At 62.6% G+C, this 15,120-nt stretch carries 23 protein-coding genes; 12 read left to right on the forward strand and 11 right to left on the reverse strand.

Annotated elements, in window-relative coordinates; genetic code table 11:
* Together ACP95_RS05410 and ACP95_RS05415 are read right to left on the reverse strand one after the other, a co-directional pair.
* Positions 1 to 263, reverse strand: a 263-nt coding sequence (locus tag ACP95_RS05410) for a SipW-dependent-type signal peptide-containing protein (protein ID WP_237560405.1), incomplete at its 3' end; no start/stop codon positions are given.
* Positions 264 to 367: 104 nt separating this feature from the next.
* On the reverse strand, positions 368 to 1,735 hold the full coding sequence (locus tag ACP95_RS05415) for a choice-of-anchor W domain-containing protein (protein ID WP_049980232.1): 1,368 nt from the start codon (positions 1,733 to 1,735) through the stop codon (positions 368 to 370).
* A 473-nt stretch (positions 1,736 to 2,208) separates the two neighbouring features.
* On the opposite strand from ACP95_RS05415, the gene ACP95_RS05420 reads away from it, so the two are divergent.
* The 4 genes from ACP95_RS05420 to ACP95_RS05435 all read left to right on the forward strand — a co-directional run bounded on the left by ACP95_RS05420 (position 2,209) and on the right by ACP95_RS05435 (position 5,851).
* Entirely contained in the window at positions 2,209 to 2,778 is a 570-nt protein-coding gene (locus ACP95_RS05420; RefSeq protein ID WP_049980233.1) for a DUF7344 domain-containing protein, read from the forward strand.
* On the forward strand, positions 2,775 to 3,326 hold the full coding sequence (locus tag ACP95_RS05425; protein ID WP_049980234.1) for a signal peptidase I: 552 nt from the start codon (positions 2,775 to 2,777) through the stop codon (positions 3,324 to 3,326). Before ACP95_RS05420 ends, ACP95_RS05425 begins: the two co-directional genes overlap by 4 nt.
* Positions 3,323 to 4,279, forward strand: coding sequence for a hypothetical protein (locus tag ACP95_RS15600; RefSeq protein ID WP_049980235.1), 957 nt, complete (start codon positions 3,323 to 3,325; stop codon positions 4,277 to 4,279). The genes ACP95_RS05425 and ACP95_RS15600 overlap by 4 nt, the downstream gene beginning before the upstream one ends.
* Positions 4,280 to 4,633: 354 nt before the next feature.
* Entirely contained in the window at positions 4,634 to 5,851 is a 1,218-nt protein-coding gene (locus ACP95_RS05435; RefSeq protein WP_049980236.1) for a tyrosine-type recombinase/integrase, read from the forward strand.
* Here the strand turns inward: ACP95_RS05435 and ACP95_RS15605 are convergent.
* From ACP95_RS15605 to ACP95_RS05445, 3 genes are read right to left on the reverse strand one after another with little or no spacing between them, the layout of a single operon-like run.
* On the reverse strand, positions 5,844 to 6,005 hold the full coding sequence (locus ACP95_RS15605; protein WP_154018452.1) for a hypothetical protein: 162 nt from the start codon (positions 6,003 to 6,005) through the stop codon (positions 5,844 to 5,846). The two genes, ACP95_RS05435 and ACP95_RS15605, sit on opposite strands and share 8 nt — an antisense overlap.
* Positions 6,002 to 6,355, reverse strand: coding sequence for a hypothetical protein (locus ACP95_RS05440; protein ID WP_049980237.1), 354 nt, complete (start codon positions 6,353 to 6,355; stop codon positions 6,002 to 6,004). The genes ACP95_RS15605 and ACP95_RS05440 overlap by 4 nt, the downstream gene beginning before the upstream one ends.
* Complete coding sequence (locus tag ACP95_RS05445; protein WP_049980310.1) at positions 6,352 to 6,636, reverse strand: hypothetical protein; 285 nt, start codon at positions 6,634 to 6,636, stop codon at positions 6,352 to 6,354. The genes ACP95_RS05440 and ACP95_RS05445 overlap by 4 nt, the downstream gene beginning before the upstream one ends.
* Between ACP95_RS05445 and ACP95_RS05450 the strand changes: the two genes are divergently transcribed.
* Positions 6,635 to 6,868: a hypothetical protein gene (locus ACP95_RS05450; protein WP_161782057.1), complete on the forward strand. Its 234-nt coding sequence runs from the start codon at positions 6,635 to 6,637 to the stop codon at positions 6,866 to 6,868. The two genes, ACP95_RS05445 and ACP95_RS05450, sit on opposite strands and share 2 nt — an antisense overlap.
* Positions 6,869 to 6,897: 29 nt before the next feature.
* Here the strand turns inward: ACP95_RS05450 and ACP95_RS16440 are convergent, their stop codons facing one another.
* Genes ACP95_RS16440 through ACP95_RS15250 form a run of 4 tightly spaced genes read right to left on the reverse strand, consistent with a single transcriptional unit; the run spans position 6,898 to position 8,648 of the window.
* A complete protein-coding gene (locus tag ACP95_RS16440) occupies positions 6,898 to 7,023 on the reverse strand; it encodes a hypothetical protein (RefSeq protein WP_272913165.1) in 126 nt (41 codons plus the stop codon).
* Positions 7,023 to 7,541, reverse strand: a complete 519-nt coding sequence (locus tag ACP95_RS05455) for a hypothetical protein (RefSeq protein ID WP_049980239.1) — start codon at positions 7,539 to 7,541, stop codon at positions 7,023 to 7,025. The genes ACP95_RS16440 and ACP95_RS05455 overlap by 1 nt, the downstream gene beginning before the upstream one ends.
* A complete protein-coding gene (locus ACP95_RS05460; RefSeq protein WP_049980240.1) occupies positions 7,534 to 7,773 on the reverse strand; it encodes a hypothetical protein in 240 nt (79 codons plus the stop codon). The genes ACP95_RS05455 and ACP95_RS05460 overlap by 8 nt, the downstream gene beginning before the upstream one ends.
* On the reverse strand, positions 7,770 to 8,648 hold the full coding sequence (locus tag ACP95_RS15250) for a helix-turn-helix transcriptional regulator (RefSeq protein ID WP_082224591.1): 879 nt from the start codon (positions 8,646 to 8,648) through the stop codon (positions 7,770 to 7,772). Before ACP95_RS15250 ends, ACP95_RS05460 begins: the two co-directional genes overlap by 4 nt.
* A gap of 413 nt (positions 8,649 to 9,061) precedes the next feature.
* On the opposite strand from ACP95_RS15250, the gene ACP95_RS15610 reads away from it, so the two are divergent.
* Both ACP95_RS15610 and ACP95_RS05470 read left to right on the forward strand, forming a co-directional pair.
* The gene (locus ACP95_RS15610; RefSeq protein ID WP_154018453.1) at positions 9,062 to 9,346 is read left to right on the forward strand and encodes a hypothetical protein; all 285 of its coding nucleotides are present in this window, start codon (positions 9,062 to 9,064) and stop codon (positions 9,344 to 9,346) included.
* Between the two features lie 680 nt (positions 9,347 to 10,026).
* Complete coding sequence (locus tag ACP95_RS05470) at positions 10,027 to 10,281, forward strand: hypothetical protein (RefSeq protein WP_154018454.1); 255 nt, start codon at positions 10,027 to 10,029, stop codon at positions 10,279 to 10,281.
* A gap of 34 nt (positions 10,282 to 10,315) precedes the next feature.
* Here ACP95_RS05470 and ACP95_RS05475 read toward each other — a convergent pair whose 3' ends face one another.
* Positions 10,316 to 11,113, reverse strand: a complete 798-nt coding sequence (locus ACP95_RS05475; protein WP_049980242.1) for a DNA adenine methylase — start codon at positions 11,111 to 11,113, stop codon at positions 10,316 to 10,318.
* Positions 11,106 to 11,480, reverse strand: a complete 375-nt coding sequence (locus ACP95_RS05480; protein WP_049980243.1) for a hypothetical protein — start codon at positions 11,478 to 11,480, stop codon at positions 11,106 to 11,108. The genes ACP95_RS05475 and ACP95_RS05480 overlap by 8 nt, the downstream gene beginning before the upstream one ends.
* A gap of 252 nt (positions 11,481 to 11,732) precedes the next feature.
* Here ACP95_RS05480 and ACP95_RS15615 point away from each other — a divergent pair, with 252 nt between their 5' ends.
* The 5 genes from ACP95_RS15615 (at position 11,733) to ACP95_RS05495 (ending at position 15,120) form a co-directional block, all read left to right on the forward strand.
* The gene (locus ACP95_RS15615) at positions 11,733 to 12,749 is read left to right on the forward strand and encodes a hypothetical protein (RefSeq protein WP_154018455.1); all 1,017 of its coding nucleotides are present in this window, start codon (positions 11,733 to 11,735) and stop codon (positions 12,747 to 12,749) included.
* A gap of 144 nt (positions 12,750 to 12,893) precedes the next feature.
* Positions 12,894 to 13,061, forward strand: coding sequence for a hypothetical protein (locus ACP95_RS15620; protein WP_154018456.1), 168 nt, complete (start codon positions 12,894 to 12,896; stop codon positions 13,059 to 13,061).
* On the forward strand, positions 13,058 to 13,453 hold the full coding sequence (locus ACP95_RS15625) for a hypothetical protein (protein WP_154018457.1): 396 nt from the start codon (positions 13,058 to 13,060) through the stop codon (positions 13,451 to 13,453). The genes ACP95_RS15620 and ACP95_RS15625 overlap by 4 nt, the downstream gene beginning before the upstream one ends.
* A gap of 225 nt (positions 13,454 to 13,678) precedes the next feature.
* The gene (locus ACP95_RS05490; protein WP_049980245.1) at positions 13,679 to 14,686 is read left to right on the forward strand and encodes a Cdc6/Cdc18 family protein; all 1,008 of its coding nucleotides are present in this window, start codon (positions 13,679 to 13,681) and stop codon (positions 14,684 to 14,686) included.
* 128 nt (positions 14,687 to 14,814) lie between these two features.
* Complete coding sequence (locus ACP95_RS05495) at positions 14,815 to 15,120, forward strand: hypothetical protein (protein ID WP_049980246.1); 306 nt, start codon at positions 14,815 to 14,817, stop codon at positions 15,118 to 15,120.

Raw genomic sequence — 15,120 nt, forward strand, 5'->3', positions numbered from 1 at the left:
TCGATGGACTGCTCGCCGTCGCCGTCCGTGGTCCGGGTGCGCGTTGACGTACTCCCAGGAGCACTCGACCCGTACGACTGTTGCTGCCAGTCGAGTTTGAGGTCGAGCGTCCCCGCGGTCATCGTGTTCCCCTCGACCGATTCGGTGTCGTTCAGGAACGCCATCGTCCCGGTGCCGCCGAGGGCGGCGCCGGCGCCGATGCCACCGAGGCCGGCGAGGGCCTTGCGTCGCGTCAGGTCGAACTTGCTGTTGTCGTCTGCCATGTTCTGTCACTCCCCGTCACGGGGAGACCCACCGGCGGAGTCGAACCGCCGCGGCCCGGAGGACCGGCACCGGCGTGGGGGGTGTCAGGCTGCGGGCCGTGCAGTTACTCGAAGACGACGTCGAACGCGACGCCCTCCTCGCTACCGCCGTAGTCGCCCTGGACGGTCACGGTCGCCTCGCCGCTGAGTTCGAAGTCAGTCGACCCGTCGAGCGCCGTGTCGACGAGGAGATACCGCACCTGGCGGCCGTCCCCGTCGTTCGTTGCCGTCACGGCGTTCGGACCGTCCAGCGTGACCGAGCTGCCGCCGATCGACAGGCTGTCGATGGACGCGTCGACGGTCGCGTCGTCGGCCTTCCCCTGGATCGCCATCCGGCCGTCCGGCTGCGGATCGTCGAGGGTGTCGGTGATGGTGTTGCCGTCGAACGTGAACGAGAGCTCGTCGCTGGCCTCGTCGTAGGAGACCGTCCAGTCGACGGGATCCCCGCTCGTCCAGGTGTAGTTCGCTTGTGAGAACTCGCCGTCTACGCCCGGTTCGTCGCCGACGGCCAGCTCCCACGCGCCCGAGGAGCCGTTGTTCCCGTAGCGCGCGCGGGCGCCGCCGCTGATCGTGCCGTCGTCGTTGAAGTTCTCGGATTGCTTGGCGAAGTCGTCGCCCGTCTCGGTCGTGATGCCGGCACACGGGTTGTCCGTGCCGTCGTTGTGCCGGCACTGCTGGGCGTAGAGCTGGAGGTCGAAGCTCAGGCTGTCGGACTGGATGACGTTCCCGACCTCGTCGGGAACCTTCCAGTCGAGACAGAGGCAGGGCCCCTCGCCCTCGTCGCCCGTACCCGGGTAGCAGTCCTGGTCGCCCGGCTCGAAGAAGCCGCCGTTGTCGTCGTCGTCCGGGGTGTCCTCATCGCCGTCGAGCGGGACGCCGTACTGGATGTCGTCGAACAGTTCTGCGAGCGTCCCCGACCAGACGTCGGTCGAGCTCTCGACGTCGTCCTCGTCGAAACTGTCGCCGATGTCGTCGGCGATATCGCAGTACTGGACCGTGACCTCGACGTTCTGGGCGAGTTCACCGTTGCCGTCGCCGCCCGTCGAGTCGACCTCGCTCTCGGGGTCCGTGATCCCGTTCTCGTTGTTCGCGGTGAGCTCGCCGCAGAGCCACAGGTACGCGGGGTTGGTCTCGACGCGCGGACACAGCGCGATCAGTCCGCTGTCACCCGGCTTCACGTCGCTGAGATTGCCGGTCACCGCCTCCCCGTTGATGCTGCCGGAGACGTAGTCGCCGCCGCTTCCCTGGTGCCAGTGCGAGTAGTACTCCACGATCAGGTCGAGCGTGCCGGCGGTCATCACGCCCGAAGCCTCCTCCGAGTCGCTGAGGAACGCCATCGTTCCAGTGCCGCCGAGCGCCGCGCCGGCGCCGATACCTCCGAGGCCCGCGAGGGCCTTGCGTCGCGTCAGATCGAACTTGTTGTCGTCGGACATGGTTTTCTCGTCGCTCGGCGGCGCCCGTGGCCGGGACACGCCGGCGGCACCACCGAGGCGGACGAGGAGTGATACCCCGGACACCCCAGTATATATGAGTGAGTTGATGGGTTCTTACGCTCGGCGTGAGAACCGCGAGGGTCGGCGTAGCAACCGCTATGGCGAGGTTGTGGCGGGTCAGCGGCCGGATAACCGCGCCGCTTTCGGCGGGTTCCGTGCCGACGGCGACGCGCCGGCAAGCCGACGGCGTCGAGACGCCTCGCTGCCGGTAAACCACCGGTTAATCGCGTGAACCATCCGTAAACGATCGTGTCGTAAACCGATATACGAGCAATAACAAAACCTACAGTTCCGGTACCCACTCTCGAGTCAGTTCAGATGAGACGGAACGCGTTCACACCGGCGAGGGGCGAATCGAGCGGTCCCACTCGGGCGTCGACGGACCCCGATAGGGAACGGGGGGTGGTGCGACCGTGAGCACCGCGACGGGGGTCCCGAAGCCGGTCGACGACGATCCGGGCGTCTCCCAGCGCACGGCGTTCGACGTGCTCAGCGCGCGACGCCGCCGCCACGTGCTCCACCACCTGCTCCGGACCGAGCGGACGGTGGAGCTGCGGGAGCTCTCCGAGCGGCTCGCCGCCTGGGAGAACGACGTGCCGCCGAGCGCGGTCACGTACGACCAACGCATGCGCGTGTACACGTCGCTCCGGCAGCTCCACCTCCCGAAGCTCCACGGCGAGGGGCTCGTCGACTTCGACGAGAACCGCGGGACGATCGAGCTCACCGACGAGGCCGCCGAACTGGAGGTGTATCTCGACGTGGTGCCCCACGAGGAGATCCGCTGGAGCAAGTACTACGCCGGGCTGGGCGGGCTCTCCGCGCTGTCGGTGCTCTCGGCGGGCGTGGGCGTGGTGCCGCTGACGTGGATCCCCGGGCTCGGGCTGGCGGCGATCATCACGTCGCTGTTCCTGGTTTCGGCACTCTACCACTGCCACTACGACGCGAATCACCGACTCGGCGTCGGGGAGGAGCCGCCGACATGACGACGAAAACCCGCCTCCGGCGCGCGCTCAACGTCGTCGGAACCGTCCTGCTCGTCGTCGCGCTGGTGGTCACCGCCGTCGTGGCGTTCCCGGCGGTCGTCGGCGCCGACCACAGCTACGTCGTCCTCTCGGGCAGCATGCAGCCGACGATCGAGGCCGGCGACGTGGTCGTCGTCGCGGAGACGCCGACGGAGCGTATCGAGTCCGGCGACGTGATGGCGTTCGACCGCGTCGACGGCGACGACAAGCGGACGACCCACCGCGTGGTCGAGGTGGTCGAGCGCGACGGCGAGCGCTACTTCCGCACGAAGGGTGACGCCAACGAGCAACCGGACGCGCACCTGGTGCCGGCGGACGCGGTGATCGGCACGATCCAGTTCACGATCCCCGAGGTCGGCCGGCTGTTCTCCTTCGCGAACAGCGACGCGGGCGTGCTCGCGTTCGTCGCCGTCCCGGGGTTCCTCCTGGTCGCCTCGGAGCTGTGGACGCTGGTCGCCGCGGCGCGCGCCGACGGCGCCGACGCCGAGAACCTGGGTGAGCAGCCGTGACCGACTCCAGCCGCCACCTGGTCCTGTTCCTCACGTTCTGCCTGCTCGCGTGGGCGGTCGTCGGCGCCGGCGGCGTCGGCCACACACTGGGGCTGCTGCAAGACGAGGAGACCACAGGCGGCTCCTTCGCCGCCGCGAGCGACCTCTCCGTCGAGATCGGGTCGGCGCAGGTGTCGCCGGACACCGTCGCGGCCGACGGTAACGAGACGGTCACCGTGACGCTGGCTGTCCGGGCGCCCGAGGACGTGGACCCTGCGGAGTTCACGGTCTCGGTGCCGGACGCCGACCGAGCCGTCGCGATCCCGGCGTCGAACGTTACCTGCGACGACGAGTGTACGGTGGCCCTGTCGGCGCGGCTGGTCACCGAACTCGCAAACGGCACGGGTGAGCAGGAGCTCGTCGTCCGCGGCTGGTGGACGTACGACCGCGAGTTCGTCGGCCGGGTCACCGTCACGGTGGCCGACAGCGCGGCCTCGGACAGCGGAGCCTCCACCGCGAACGCGACGGCGACGCCGGCGAACACGACGGAGCGGCCGCCGACGACCGCCGAGAACCGGACGGAGCGCCCGAACGAGACGGCGTCTCCCACGGTGTCGACACGGAGTACGAACTCCACGGCGACGCCGACGCCGAACGCGACAGCGACGCCGAACGGCACGGCGTCGCCCACTTCGACCACGACGGGGACTCCCACTCCGACCTCGACGACGACGCCGACGCCAACCTCGGCGCCGACGCCAACGTCGACCCCCACTGAGACAACGACGGCGACGCTGACTCCTACGCCGACGGAGTCCCCGACTGCGACGCTGACCCCTACGCCGACGGAGACACCGACGGCGACACTGACACCCACGCCGACCGAAACCACGACGGCGACGTTGACACCCACGCCGACCGAGACAACGACCGCGACGCTGACTCCCACGCCGACGAACTCGACGGAGAGCTGACGACTGTCGCGATCGTCGTCCGTGGCTGCAGCTCCGGATGTTGTTCGTCGGCGTCGAGCTGGTGGGAGGATCCTGAACCACGGTCGTTCCGCTCACTACGTTCGCCTCACTCCCTGGTTCGAACCCGACGTGCCGCTCTTCGTCTCACTTCGTTTGGCAGAAAAGCCGGAGGAGGGATCGTGAACCGCGGTCGGACGTGCTCGGCTCGCTCCGCTCGCCTGTGCGCGACCTCCCTGCTTCAAATCCCTCTCTCGGCTTTCAGCCTCGCTACGCTCGGCAGAAAAGCCGGAGGAGAGCTTTCAACCCTAAGCTGGAAGCTGTACTTATAAAAGACTGGGCTCTCTCGGTAGCTGCATGGGAAGCAAAACTGGCTACGAAAACCTGGTCGACAGGATCCAGGAGAGCGACGACATCGCCGACAGCGATCGCGATGTTCTCGACGAGTTCCGACGCCAGCTCGACCTGCTCTCCAGTCGGTACTCCCTGAACCGGAAGATCAAACTCCTCCGGCATCTGGTCCTCCTGGCTGAACGCTACGGCGACGTCGCAAGCCTGCCGGACGATCGCTCCCACGCCGAGGAGACGGTGGCCTGGATCAACCGGGAGTTCACCAACGAGGAGACCAACCGCGATTACCGAGCCGCGATCCGCGTCTTCGGCCGCCACGTTACCGATGGTGACGAGATCCCCGAGAGTCTGTCCTGGGTCCCCTCCGGAACGTCCTCCACGTACGACCCCGCTCCCGATCCGGGCGAGATGCTCCGGTGGGATGACGAAGTGCAGGACATGCTCGACGCGGCGATGAACACTCGGGATGCGGCCGCTGTCGCCCTGCTGTTCGATGCCGGCCTCCGGGGTGGTGAGTACGCAAGCCTCACCGTCGGCGACATTGCCGACTCGGAGTACGGTCTCCAGGTCACGGTCAACGGGAAGCGTGGCCAGCGCTCGATAACGCTGATCCCGTCGGTTCCCTACGTCCGTGACTGGCTCCGGAACCACCCCGCCGGCGATGACCCGTCGGCCCCCTTGTGGTCCAAACTCGGCCGCAACGAGGAGGTCTCTCGCACGATGAAGAACGACCTCCTGAAGCGCGTCGCCGAGCGTGCGGGCGTGACCAAACCCGTCACGCCGACGAACTTCCGGAAGTCCAGCGCGGCGCACCTGGCCTCGAAGGGGATGAACCAGGCTCACCTCGAGGATCACCACGGCTGGGTCCGCGGGAGTTCCGTGGCCTCGCGCTACGTCAGCGTCTTCGCCGAGGAGTCCGATCGCGAACTCGCTCGGGTCTACGGCGCCGAAGTCCCCGACCAGGACGACGACGAGATCGCCCCGATCGAGTGTCCGCGCTGTGGCGAGCAGACGCCGCGGGAGCGCTCCCTCTGTGTCTGGTGCGGGCAGGCGCTCGAACCCGGCGCCGCCGAGCAGGCTGAGGCTGTCGACGATCTTCTGGTCGAAGAGATCGCCCAATCTGGCCCGGAGCGAGCCGAGCAGCTCATGGACCTGCGGAAGGAGGTCCGGGAAGACCCCGAAGCGCGGGCGGACCTGATCGACCGCTGGCTCGACCTCAGTTGACATCGATTCGGCCCTCTTTGATGCCCTCGAGTAGTGTTTGAGCCATGCTCTGGGCGCGATCGCTGAAGCCGTCGTCCTCGACGATCTCCTCACAGATGACCCGGAGGTTGCGATCGTCGCTGCCGTCCTCCCGGCTGTGGATGTCGATACTCACAGCGACCACCCCTCGTCGAGATCGTGGTCCGCGCCTTTCGCGAACACCGTCAGCGCGCGGTGTTTCTCTGCCTCCTGGAAGAACGCCACATCTCGGAGCTCGACGATCACCCACCATCGGTGCTCGGCGTCGAGTTCGAAGATGAACCGATCGGCCTGGGAGGTGTTCTTGATCCGGCCGTGCTCGAAGCAGCGCCGGATGATGTCGCCGTCGACGCTGGGGTTCTGCCGGTGGTTCATCCGGTAGCGGAAGTGATCGGTGATCCGGTAGGCCGAGGGCTCCCGCGGTGGGGTGATGCTGGTCGAGAGGCTGTAGGTCGCGTCCTCTGCCGTCTGGTGCTCGGAGCTCATGCCGACTCACCCCGGTTGCGGACCTCCTGGAACTGGATCAGCAACGCACCGAGATCGTCCAACTCCTCGTCGACGCGCTTTGGGGCAGCACCTTCGGACCTGGCTTCCAGGTACGCCTGGGTGAGCTCTCCGAGTTCCTCTTGGAGAGCCAGCAGCAGCGTCTCCTCATCCTGGTAGCCCCACTCGTCGATGTTCTCGGCGGCTAGGCCCATCCACCGGTCGAACTGGGCGGAAGACGCTTCTCTGAGGCAATCAGTGACAGCGGTGTCTCTTTCAGGCATGAACCTGAACACCCCCGATATGGCCGAAGAGACGCCCAAGGACCAGCTGAAGAAGGCCGGAACCACCGCGTGGCGTGGCACTGTCCTCGCGGCGGTGACATTGATCGTCCTCGTGATGTTCGTGGGGATGGCCTTCCTTGTCTACCGTGGGAACATGACGGAGGGTCCGCTGATTCTGTTTGCAGGCGTGATTCTTGGCTACATTCTTCGCGCTGCCCGGGACCTGATGTAGCGACAGCAGAGACACCAGTTCGAGTCGGCTCATCGTCCACCTCCGTCGAACTCGGTCAGATGGCGCTGGCGGATGTCCATCCGCGCCTCTGCAGTTCGGCGCTGGCCGACGCGCTCGAGCTTCGCGAGCTCGGCGTCGCTGTACGCGCCAGCCATCAGGCCTCACCTCCGGCGGCCTCGACGAACTCATCGAGAAGCCCAGCCACCTCGGGCCCGAAGGCGTTGGTGACGACCTCTCGCAGGGAGATTCGGTGCTGGGCGCCGAGTTCGTTGGCTTCGACAGCCAGCTCCTCGAGGACGTTCGTCAGCCATTCTCGCTGCAGGCGCTCCTTCGGCGTCGCCTCCTCGACCGGGTAGCGAAGCAGCCGGCTTGCTGGGTACGCGTAGGTCTTGCTCGGCGGCGGCGCGATCGATCCATCGCCATCGGGCAGGAACACGCAATTGAACACGAGCTCCTCGTCATCGGCATCGAACAGGTCGGCCGTGGGGTCCGACCGAACCTCGGGATGATCGCCCGCGCGCTTGGTCGCGACGCCAGTTACCTGCAGGGAGACGCCACGGGAGAGATCGACGACCACGTCGCCGACGGCGATCTCGCCGTCGCGATAGGCCGACCAGATATCGTCGCTGGGGAGGCCGTGCTCGCGACCGGCGGTGGCGAGTTCCTCAGACAAGGTTACTCACCCGGATTCCCTCGACCTCGAACTCGTGTGGCTGTCCGCACTCCGGACACTCCCAGTTGAGGCCGGGGAGGAAGATCCGGCCGACTTCCCCATCGTACTCTGCCGGCTCGCTGAGTTCGACGGTCTCGCTCCAGCCGTCACAGTAGTCTGGCTCGTCGATACCGACTGCACACTCGATCTCGACGTCTGTCTCGCCGTCGAGGTCGGAGAGTGACTCGCTCACTGTTCTGCACCCCCGTCGGCGACTGGCTGTTCCATCCCGCAGGCATCGGCGAGCACGCGCACGCGCTGCTCCAGCATCGCCTCGGCCTGGGTGGTGAGCTGGTACTCGTTGGTCCGGCGATCGAGTTCGCCCTTCTCGATCAGGCCGGCCTCGACGAGGTCGTCGAGGTTGGGGTAGAGGCGGCCGTGGAGGATCTCGGTGTCGTAGACGGACTCGACCTCCTCTTTGATCGCCAGCCCGTAGACGGTCTCGTCGTCGTTCTCGAGCCGGCGGATCGCCTCGAGCAGGTCTCGTTTGAACCCGGTGAGATTCGTCCAGGTGGTGCCGCCGTCGGCGACGGGCCGGTAGTGACAGCCCGGACACTCGCCCTCGATCAGGCGCTCGGGATCCACGTCCTCGCCGCAGTGTTCGCAGGTGCCCGCGAGATCGTCGAACGTTTCTGGGACGCCGCCATCGGCGACGAGCTGCTGGCGGATTTCGACGATTCGGCTGCAGTCCGGACAGACTGGGTAGTGATCACGACGGTCACACTCGTCGCCCGCCCAGTCACAGTACCGACAGTCGTAGTCGGGCTCGTGACCCCCGTCGGTGATGGGCTTGCCCACGTCCTCGGGGCTGGCGGTCTCCAGACTCCGCGCGATCGAGGGTGGCGTCGTTCCCGATCGCTTGAGGGGGCGACGGACTGCGTCGGCGTCGTTGAACGCGTGGCCGCAGTCCCGACAGACGTGATCGGCGGGCGCCTTGCAGCCCTGCAGGCCGTTGTTGTTGGTCCGGATGTCCGAGGAGTCACACTCCGGGCACGCCAGGACTGTGCGGCGCTCCTCGTCGGTTCCGTCGTCGGTGCAACTATCTACGTGGGTTTCCTGAGAACTCATTGGTCTCGTTCAGCCTGGAGATGACCCTCTCCAGGGGTGCTCTGCGGGCTGTTCGAGGCCGTGACCCTCGCGCCGGCGCGCCAAGCTTTGGTAAGGGTGGGCGCGTCGGCGTGGGCCAGGTCACAGCCAGTGACCGACAGTGCGGGCGGTTCAAGCGCCCGCGCGGTGGGTGGTCGCATGTCGTTTCGCGACGGCCCGAGGCGTCGACGGGGCCACAACCCCGACGGCGCCGTTCTGCAGTCGGCACCGATTCCGTCTCGAGCAGCGTCGCGTGTCGATTCCGTAACCCCCCACATACTTAACGGTTTGCACGATAACAAGCAACTATGCTTGTTAACCAACGAAAACGCAAAGTGGCTTGCAGAAAAACACCGAACAGTAGAAATATGGGTCGGTTTCCCGAGGATGACAATATGGGGAAGGAAGACCGCAAGCGGCAGGTTCTCCGCCTGTTGGTAGACAGCGGATTCGCACTGCCGCCTGCAGCGATCTTCCGAAATGCGAAGCTTCGAGGTGCTACTTTTGAGCGACGATCTGTCAACAACTACCTCGATGAGTTGGTTGACGAAGGGCTGGTCGCCATAGTTGACCCGGATGCTTTGGAGGAAGGGAAAATTGAGGAATCGGAAAGCAACCGAGGGTACTTCATGGCGACTGATGCTGGTGTTGAGGCTATCGAGTCGTTCGACAGCAACTAGGCAAACGCGAAAGTTTGCATGAAAACACGCAAACCCTAAGTAGCTCCGGCTGCATACGTTTAGTTGAGAACACCGGGCGCTAGCGGGCCATTTCACCGAATGAATGGTCGGCCGCGTGTTCCAGCACGCGGCCCGGTTGTTCTCGTAGACCCGAGAACGATGTCGACTACGCACTCCGCGCCCGAAAAGGGCACCGACCGAGGTGATCCGTTTACCGCAACCGAACCCATCGCGCGCGTCGACGACGCGACGCTGGCATCGATGGCCGACCCCGACGCCATGGTCGAGCAGGGCCAGCTGGCCTTCGCTGTTGCCCACCGCGTCGGCGTGATGACGCTCACCGACCGCGGTTCTCTACCTGACGACCGACGGCCGCGCCGTCGAGCGCTACTTCCCGCGCGGGATCGAGACGGCGCCACGGGCCTGCATCGCGCCGGCGACCAAACTCCACCCGGCCGGCCTCGGCGACCGATTCGACGCCGAACTCACGCTCCATCCGGAGGTGAACTGAATGGCGCGCCGCTGTCCCGATCACGACCGCCGACTCACCACCGACGCGACGGGCTGTCTGCACTGCCCGGCCTGTACGGGGGGCGACCGATGACGCCCCAGCTCCCGTGGGAGCGCGATCGCGACGAACTCCTCGCTGAAGCCCGCGCGGTCGCCGGCCCCGAGGACGAATGAGCCCGTGTCCGCGATCGACTCGCGAGCGCGCCGACCGCGTCAAGGCTGACCTCGAAGCCTGTGACGACGTGCTCGGCGCCGTCGTGCTCGACCCCAACGAGGGACCGCGGGCGGAGTGGACGCTTGAGGCCACCATTACGGGCGACCGACTGTCGCCCGCCGCAGTGCAAGTGCTGGCCAACCAGGACTGTGCCGTGATCTCAACTACACCTCGGGCGCCGGAGGTGACGCGGGGGGTCATCGGGTTCTGACAGCCGAACCCACCGCTTCCCTGCCCGCTCGTCCTCATCCCTCTACCACCTCGGGATCGAAGTTCAGCAGGAGGTTTTCACGAGCGTCCTTTGCCGAGCCGGACTTCCCCGAATTGATGCCGCGTTTCACGTCTTGCCCGGTGACCCTCCAGTCCTCTCGGTGGCCCTCAGGGATCTTCTCCAAGGAGAGAAGCGCGTACCCCTCGACGTCGTTTAGCTCCTGGAGTAAGGCATCGTGATCGATCTCTGAGTGTGGGTAGTAGTCGCTCGTCTCGACGTACGGCGGGTCGGCGTAGAAGACGGTGTACTCGCGATCGTACTTCTCGACGACGGCTGACCAGTCGAGGTTCTCGATCACGACGTCGTCGAACCGGTCGGCGAACTCACGGAGGCGGTCAGTCTTGTTCGAGAACGTCGCCGCTTTACTACTCGTCGTCGCCGTGGCGAAGCCACCTTTTCCGCTGTAGGTTGCGCCCCAATTCGCGTAACGCAGGTAGAAGAACCGCCCTGCCCGCTCGACATCGCCACGCGGCCGGTAGCCCTGGTAGTACAGCTCTGCCCACTCGTCGAACACCTCCCGCGAGAAGGGAACGTCGGCGAGCCATTCAGTGAGCTCACCGGGCTGCTCACGGAGCGTCTCGAAGAAGTGGACCAGGTCACCGTCACGGTCGTTGTAGACTTCGACCGACGACGTATCGGGGTCCTTGTTCACGAGAATTCCGGCGGCGCCGCCGAAAACCTCCACAAAGCACGTGTGCTCGGGCACCCACCTGAGGATCCAGCTCGCCAGGCGGCTCTTCCCACCCGGGAACGGAAAGACGGCGTCAGGCATCGGGGTCCTCCCCCCCGTCCGTTTCCGGCTGCATGGCCATGTGCGACGGGGCCTCGCTTGTCTCGTGATCGGTGAGGTGTTGTTCGATCTCCTCCCGAACCGGCTTGATCCACTCGGGGAGCCCGTCGACGGATTCGCGCATCCCTTCGACGTAGGCTCGCAAGATATCGATCTCACCGTCGGTGAATCGGAAGTCGAAACTGTACCGCCCGTCGGCGCCGGCGGCGAGGACCGCCATCAGGACACCGCGACGGACGGGACTGATCTCGACGAGGACCTGTGCTGGCCCATCCGAGAAACCATGGTCGCGAAGGTCGATCGAGAACTCACCAGCTTTTCGGCTCGACTGTGGCGACTGCGTTGCCATACCTGGCCTGTGGGTCTGTGGGATGGTATAAGGCCGATAAGGGGGGTTGCAAGTGCAACAACCATCCCCTCGAATTTATCTAGGAAGAGAGAAGCCGCTACCAGTCGTCAAGTGTGTCGAGAACAGATTCGTTGTAGGAGTCGAAAAGGCCTGCCGAAGTTGGCGTAAGATCAGGGGCGGCGCGCTTCCTTCACACCACCTGACAATGGTTCACCCGAACTTACAAGACCATATCACATTATTTTGATAACCGTGACTCGTCTTTACATTGTACCGATTGGGAAGAACTGGATTGACAATTTCCAGAATACTGTTCAATCCAAAGTGCCAGTTCCGGACGTTGCTCCCGACGATCTCCAAAGAGAAGAGGAAGTTCGGATATGGGGAACTACCGAGGGCCGACGAAAACGCAGGTTCTTCGAGGAGATGGAATCCGGAGACCGACTACTGTTCTATAATGAAGGCAAGTTTTTCGCTGCAGGAAGGGTTGGAACCGCTTTTGAAGATGAGGACGTAGGTAAGACTCTCTGGAACAACTCTGAGAGTCGATTTATATATACGGTGAGCGACTACCAGGAGATTTCGGTGCCGCGAGAAGAAGTCGCTCTTTTATTGGGGTATAAAGAGAATTGGTACCCCCAACGGTTTCTTCGCGTTTCACCTGACGCTGTGAACAGTCTCCTCCAGCAGTACAACTCGATCGAGGAGGCCTTCCAGGATTTCCAAGCCGATAACGGGCCTGATGGGCCAGAGAAGTCCGATGAAGGGAAGGATTCACCGCGTGAGCATACCGAAATCCAATGGCAACTAATCCAACTTGGGCTGGCACACGGTTACGATGTCTACGTTGCTCGGAACGATAAGAATCGAGAATATGAGGGCAACCGACTGGGGGAAGACTGTATAGAGAATCTAAATCTTCCCGGGTTCAGCCCAGCTGCCACTCGTATTATCGAGTATGTTGACGTGATTTGGCTTGATGATGACTTCATCGCAAAGATGTTCGAAGTCGAAAGCACGACGAGCATCTACAGCGGTATCCTGCGAATGACTGACTTCATGGTGAAAGTCCCGAATATTGCCGTCGACATGCACATCGTTGCCTCAACGGACGACGAGGACAAAGTTCGTGAAGAAATCAGCCGCCCGACTTTCCAACATGTGTTGGAGCCAGCTGAGCACTGTAGTCTCGGGTATCTATCTTTTGAAAATGTGCGAAAGACTCACGAAACTGTCCAACAGGCTGGCCCCTTACAAGATGTGTTCTGACCGAAAACCCGGTCAACGGGGACAGGCAGATCAGCTTGTGTACCCGATTATTCCAAACTGACTAGACAGCGGAATAACGGGTAAGTAGGGGGTGCATGTTGACGAGTGGGATTTTTACGGTTCCATTCGTAAAATAATGAGAAGATGGACCCTGAGGGAGCGATTGAGGCAGTTTTTGCGACATTTGTTGCTCTTGTGTTAGTGTATGTATTTTCGGACATAATTTTCCAAACACAAGGGCCACTTTGGGGCGGGCTTTTCATTATTGCCTGTATTGTGATACTAATCGGCAGTATTGTTGGTGAATTATGAGAGAGAAGTTGTCCTCTATCATCGAAGATAGAGAAATAGGAACATCCATCCTCAGAGCTTCCCTATTTATCATACTGACAACTTTAGTCTTCCTTACACCGACTTTTGAACTTGGCCCGCGGCTTGGAGTATTTTTAGCTTCATTCGCAATTGTGATTATATCTTTGATAACTTCTCATAATTCAGAGAAACGAATTGATTTACTCAAAGAGCAGAATGAACTGCTCAGGTCTCAAAAAGATTCATTAGAAGATTTAGTAACAAGAAGCCAAGCTCAAAGCGATATTCTTCAAGATTTGGAATCGAAGGTAGCCTCCGATGAATCAAATAACACCGCTGACGAGACCGAAAACGAACCAACGGAGGAAGAATATCTCAAAGAGGAATCGTAATTGGTTCGATTTTGATTTCGGCTTGCTTCCCTGCTCTTCAAATGAGGAGCTTGTATTTACCGATCAATTTCAAACCTATTCGGGTGAGGGGTTCTACAGAACCGACTTTTCCATAATCGCTGTAGTATTGGGTCGACTGGTTATGACAGATAACTCGATTTTCGATACAGACTGAAACCCCCCTCCGCGGCCCTTTATCATCCACCCACGCATCACCAAGCAACGATGTATCTGGCTGCGGATAAGTTGGAAGAAAACTACCTCCCGAACGCGATGCCTGGCCGCGAGCCACAACTCGAGCGGATCAGCGATGTACTTGAGCCGGCGACGAAGGGACAGCCGGCTGAGTCGTGCTGGGAGATCGGGCCGAGCGGCGTCGGCAAAACCTCCACTGCGAAGTTCCTCCTCGACGAAGCGCAGGACTGGGGCGTCGACTGGACCTACGTCTCGTGTACATCGAACACGCGCTGGCAGGTTCTGAAACAGATCGCCGACGACCATCCGGCGGTGATCGCAGAGGACAACAAGAGCACTTCCGAACTCGCCGACTTGATCGCGCTGCCCGACAAGCCGTTCGTGGTGATCCTTGACGAGATCGGCGGCCTCGACGAACCAGCGCTGCTAGCAGATCTCGCCAATGCGGAATGGCTGTCGCTCATCCTGATCGGACACCGCCGAGCGAATGCCCTCTCACAAGTCCCAGATCGCGTGGACCGCCTGCGCTACGCCGACGTTGTCGAGTTCGAACCCTACAGCCACGACGCCCTGTTCACGATCCTCGACGCCCGACGAGAGGTAGCCCTCCAGCACGGCGTCGTCGACGACAGCCAGCTCGACCGCATCGTCGCCGAAGCCGGCGGGTCGGCCCGTTTCGGCGTCCAGGCACTCCGCTCGGCTGTCGATCTCGGTATCGACCGCGGCCATACGACAGTTCGCGAGGAAGACATCGACGACTGCTTCGAACGCGCACACGAGCGGATTCGGAAACAGCAACTGGAGAGTCTGAGCCGTGGCCACCATCTCGTTTATCGCGCCATCCGAGAACACGGCCCGCTGCGCCCGGTCGAGATCTACGAGCACTACGACCGGCTGGGCGGGGAACACTCGCGGCAAACGACGGTTAAGTATCGGCGAAAGCTCGATGAATACGACCTTATCGAGGAAACCGTCGACGGCTGGATCGCCGTCGACGAGACGCTGGCGGCGCCGCTACGGGAGCAGCGGGTGATCTAACTATCACCCCATCAGTCGGGGCTAGGTCACGAAGTCTCGTTGGGATTCGGCTCTCGACATCGACGCTAAGAATCACTTTCACCTTGGTATAATTACCATTTTGAATCCTAATACCGTACTACGGGGCGATGAGGCGGAATACAGCAACCATAAACTACGGCATCGGATCACTGTTCGGTAACACGTTCAATATGTACGTGTTTGGGAGTGCCATCTTGACGACGCTAAACTTCTTACTTGGGTTACTTCAGACACAGACGTTTGAGGGGGCGCTGAACGTTGCCATCAACTACTACATCTCGAAACTGACGCCGTTCCCGATAAACGAATTCCTGGCGGCGGGCGGATTCTGGGAGGTTATGTTCAACGTCTCTATCGCCCTCGGGCTAGGGCTTCTCGTCGCAATGTACCGATACCGAAAGAACCGATTCTGA

The sequence above is a fragment of the Halolamina rubra genome (assembly GCF_000739555.1).
GTDB lineage: Archaea > Halobacteriota > Halobacteria > Halobacteriales > Haloferacaceae > Halolamina > Halolamina rubra.

Excerpts from the sequence above, each read along its gene's own strand:
- ACP95_RS15610 (WP_154018453.1), top strand. The coding sequence starts at position 9,062 with ATGGGGAAGGAAGACCGCAAGCGGCAGGTTCTCCGCCTGTTGGTAGAC.
- ACP95_RS05475 (WP_049980242.1), bottom strand. The coding sequence starts at position 11,113 with ATGCCTGACGCCGTCTTTCCGTTCCCGGGTGGGAAGAGCCGCCTGGCG.
- ACP95_RS15250 (WP_082224591.1), bottom strand. The coding sequence starts at position 8,648 with ATGAGTTCTCAGGAAACCCACGTAGATAGTTGCACCGACGACGGAACC.
- ACP95_RS05435 (WP_049980236.1), top strand. The coding sequence starts at position 4,634 with ATGGGAAGCAAAACTGGCTACGAAAACCTGGTCGACAGGATCCAGGAG.
- ACP95_RS05480 (WP_049980243.1), bottom strand. The coding sequence starts at position 11,480 with ATGGCAACGCAGTCGCCACAGTCGAGCCGAAAAGCTGGTGAGTTCTCG.
- ACP95_RS15620 (WP_154018456.1), top strand. The coding sequence starts at position 12,894 with ATGGACCCTGAGGGAGCGATTGAGGCAGTTTTTGCGACATTTGTTGCT.
- ACP95_RS15625 (WP_154018457.1), top strand. The coding sequence starts at position 13,058 with ATGAGAGAGAAGTTGTCCTCTATCATCGAAGATAGAGAAATAGGAACA.
- ACP95_RS05490 (WP_049980245.1), top strand. The coding sequence starts at position 13,679 with ATGTATCTGGCTGCGGATAAGTTGGAAGAAAACTACCTCCCGAACGCG.
- ACP95_RS05445 (WP_049980310.1), bottom strand. The coding sequence starts at position 6,636 with ATGCCTGAAAGAGACACCGCTGTCACTGATTGCCTCAGAGAAGCGTCT.
- ACP95_RS16440 (WP_272913165.1), bottom strand. The coding sequence starts at position 7,023 with ATGGCTGGCGCGTACAGCGACGCCGAGCTCGCGAAGCTCGAGCGCGTC.
- ACP95_RS05495 (WP_049980246.1), top strand. The coding sequence starts at position 14,815 with ATGAGGCGGAATACAGCAACCATAAACTACGGCATCGGATCACTGTTC.
- ACP95_RS05440 (WP_049980237.1), bottom strand. The coding sequence starts at position 6,355 with ATGAGCTCCGAGCACCAGACGGCAGAGGACGCGACCTACAGCCTCTCG.
- ACP95_RS05470 (WP_154018454.1), top strand. The coding sequence starts at position 10,027 with ATGAGCCCGTGTCCGCGATCGACTCGCGAGCGCGCCGACCGCGTCAAG.
- ACP95_RS05415 (WP_049980232.1), bottom strand. The coding sequence starts at position 1,735 with ATGTCCGACGACAACAAGTTCGATCTGACGCGACGCAAGGCCCTCGCG.
- ACP95_RS05450 (WP_161782057.1), top strand. The coding sequence starts at position 6,635 with ATGAACCTGAACACCCCCGATATGGCCGAAGAGACGCCCAAGGACCAG.
- ACP95_RS05425 (WP_049980234.1), top strand. The coding sequence starts at position 2,775 with ATGACGACGAAAACCCGCCTCCGGCGCGCGCTCAACGTCGTCGGAACC.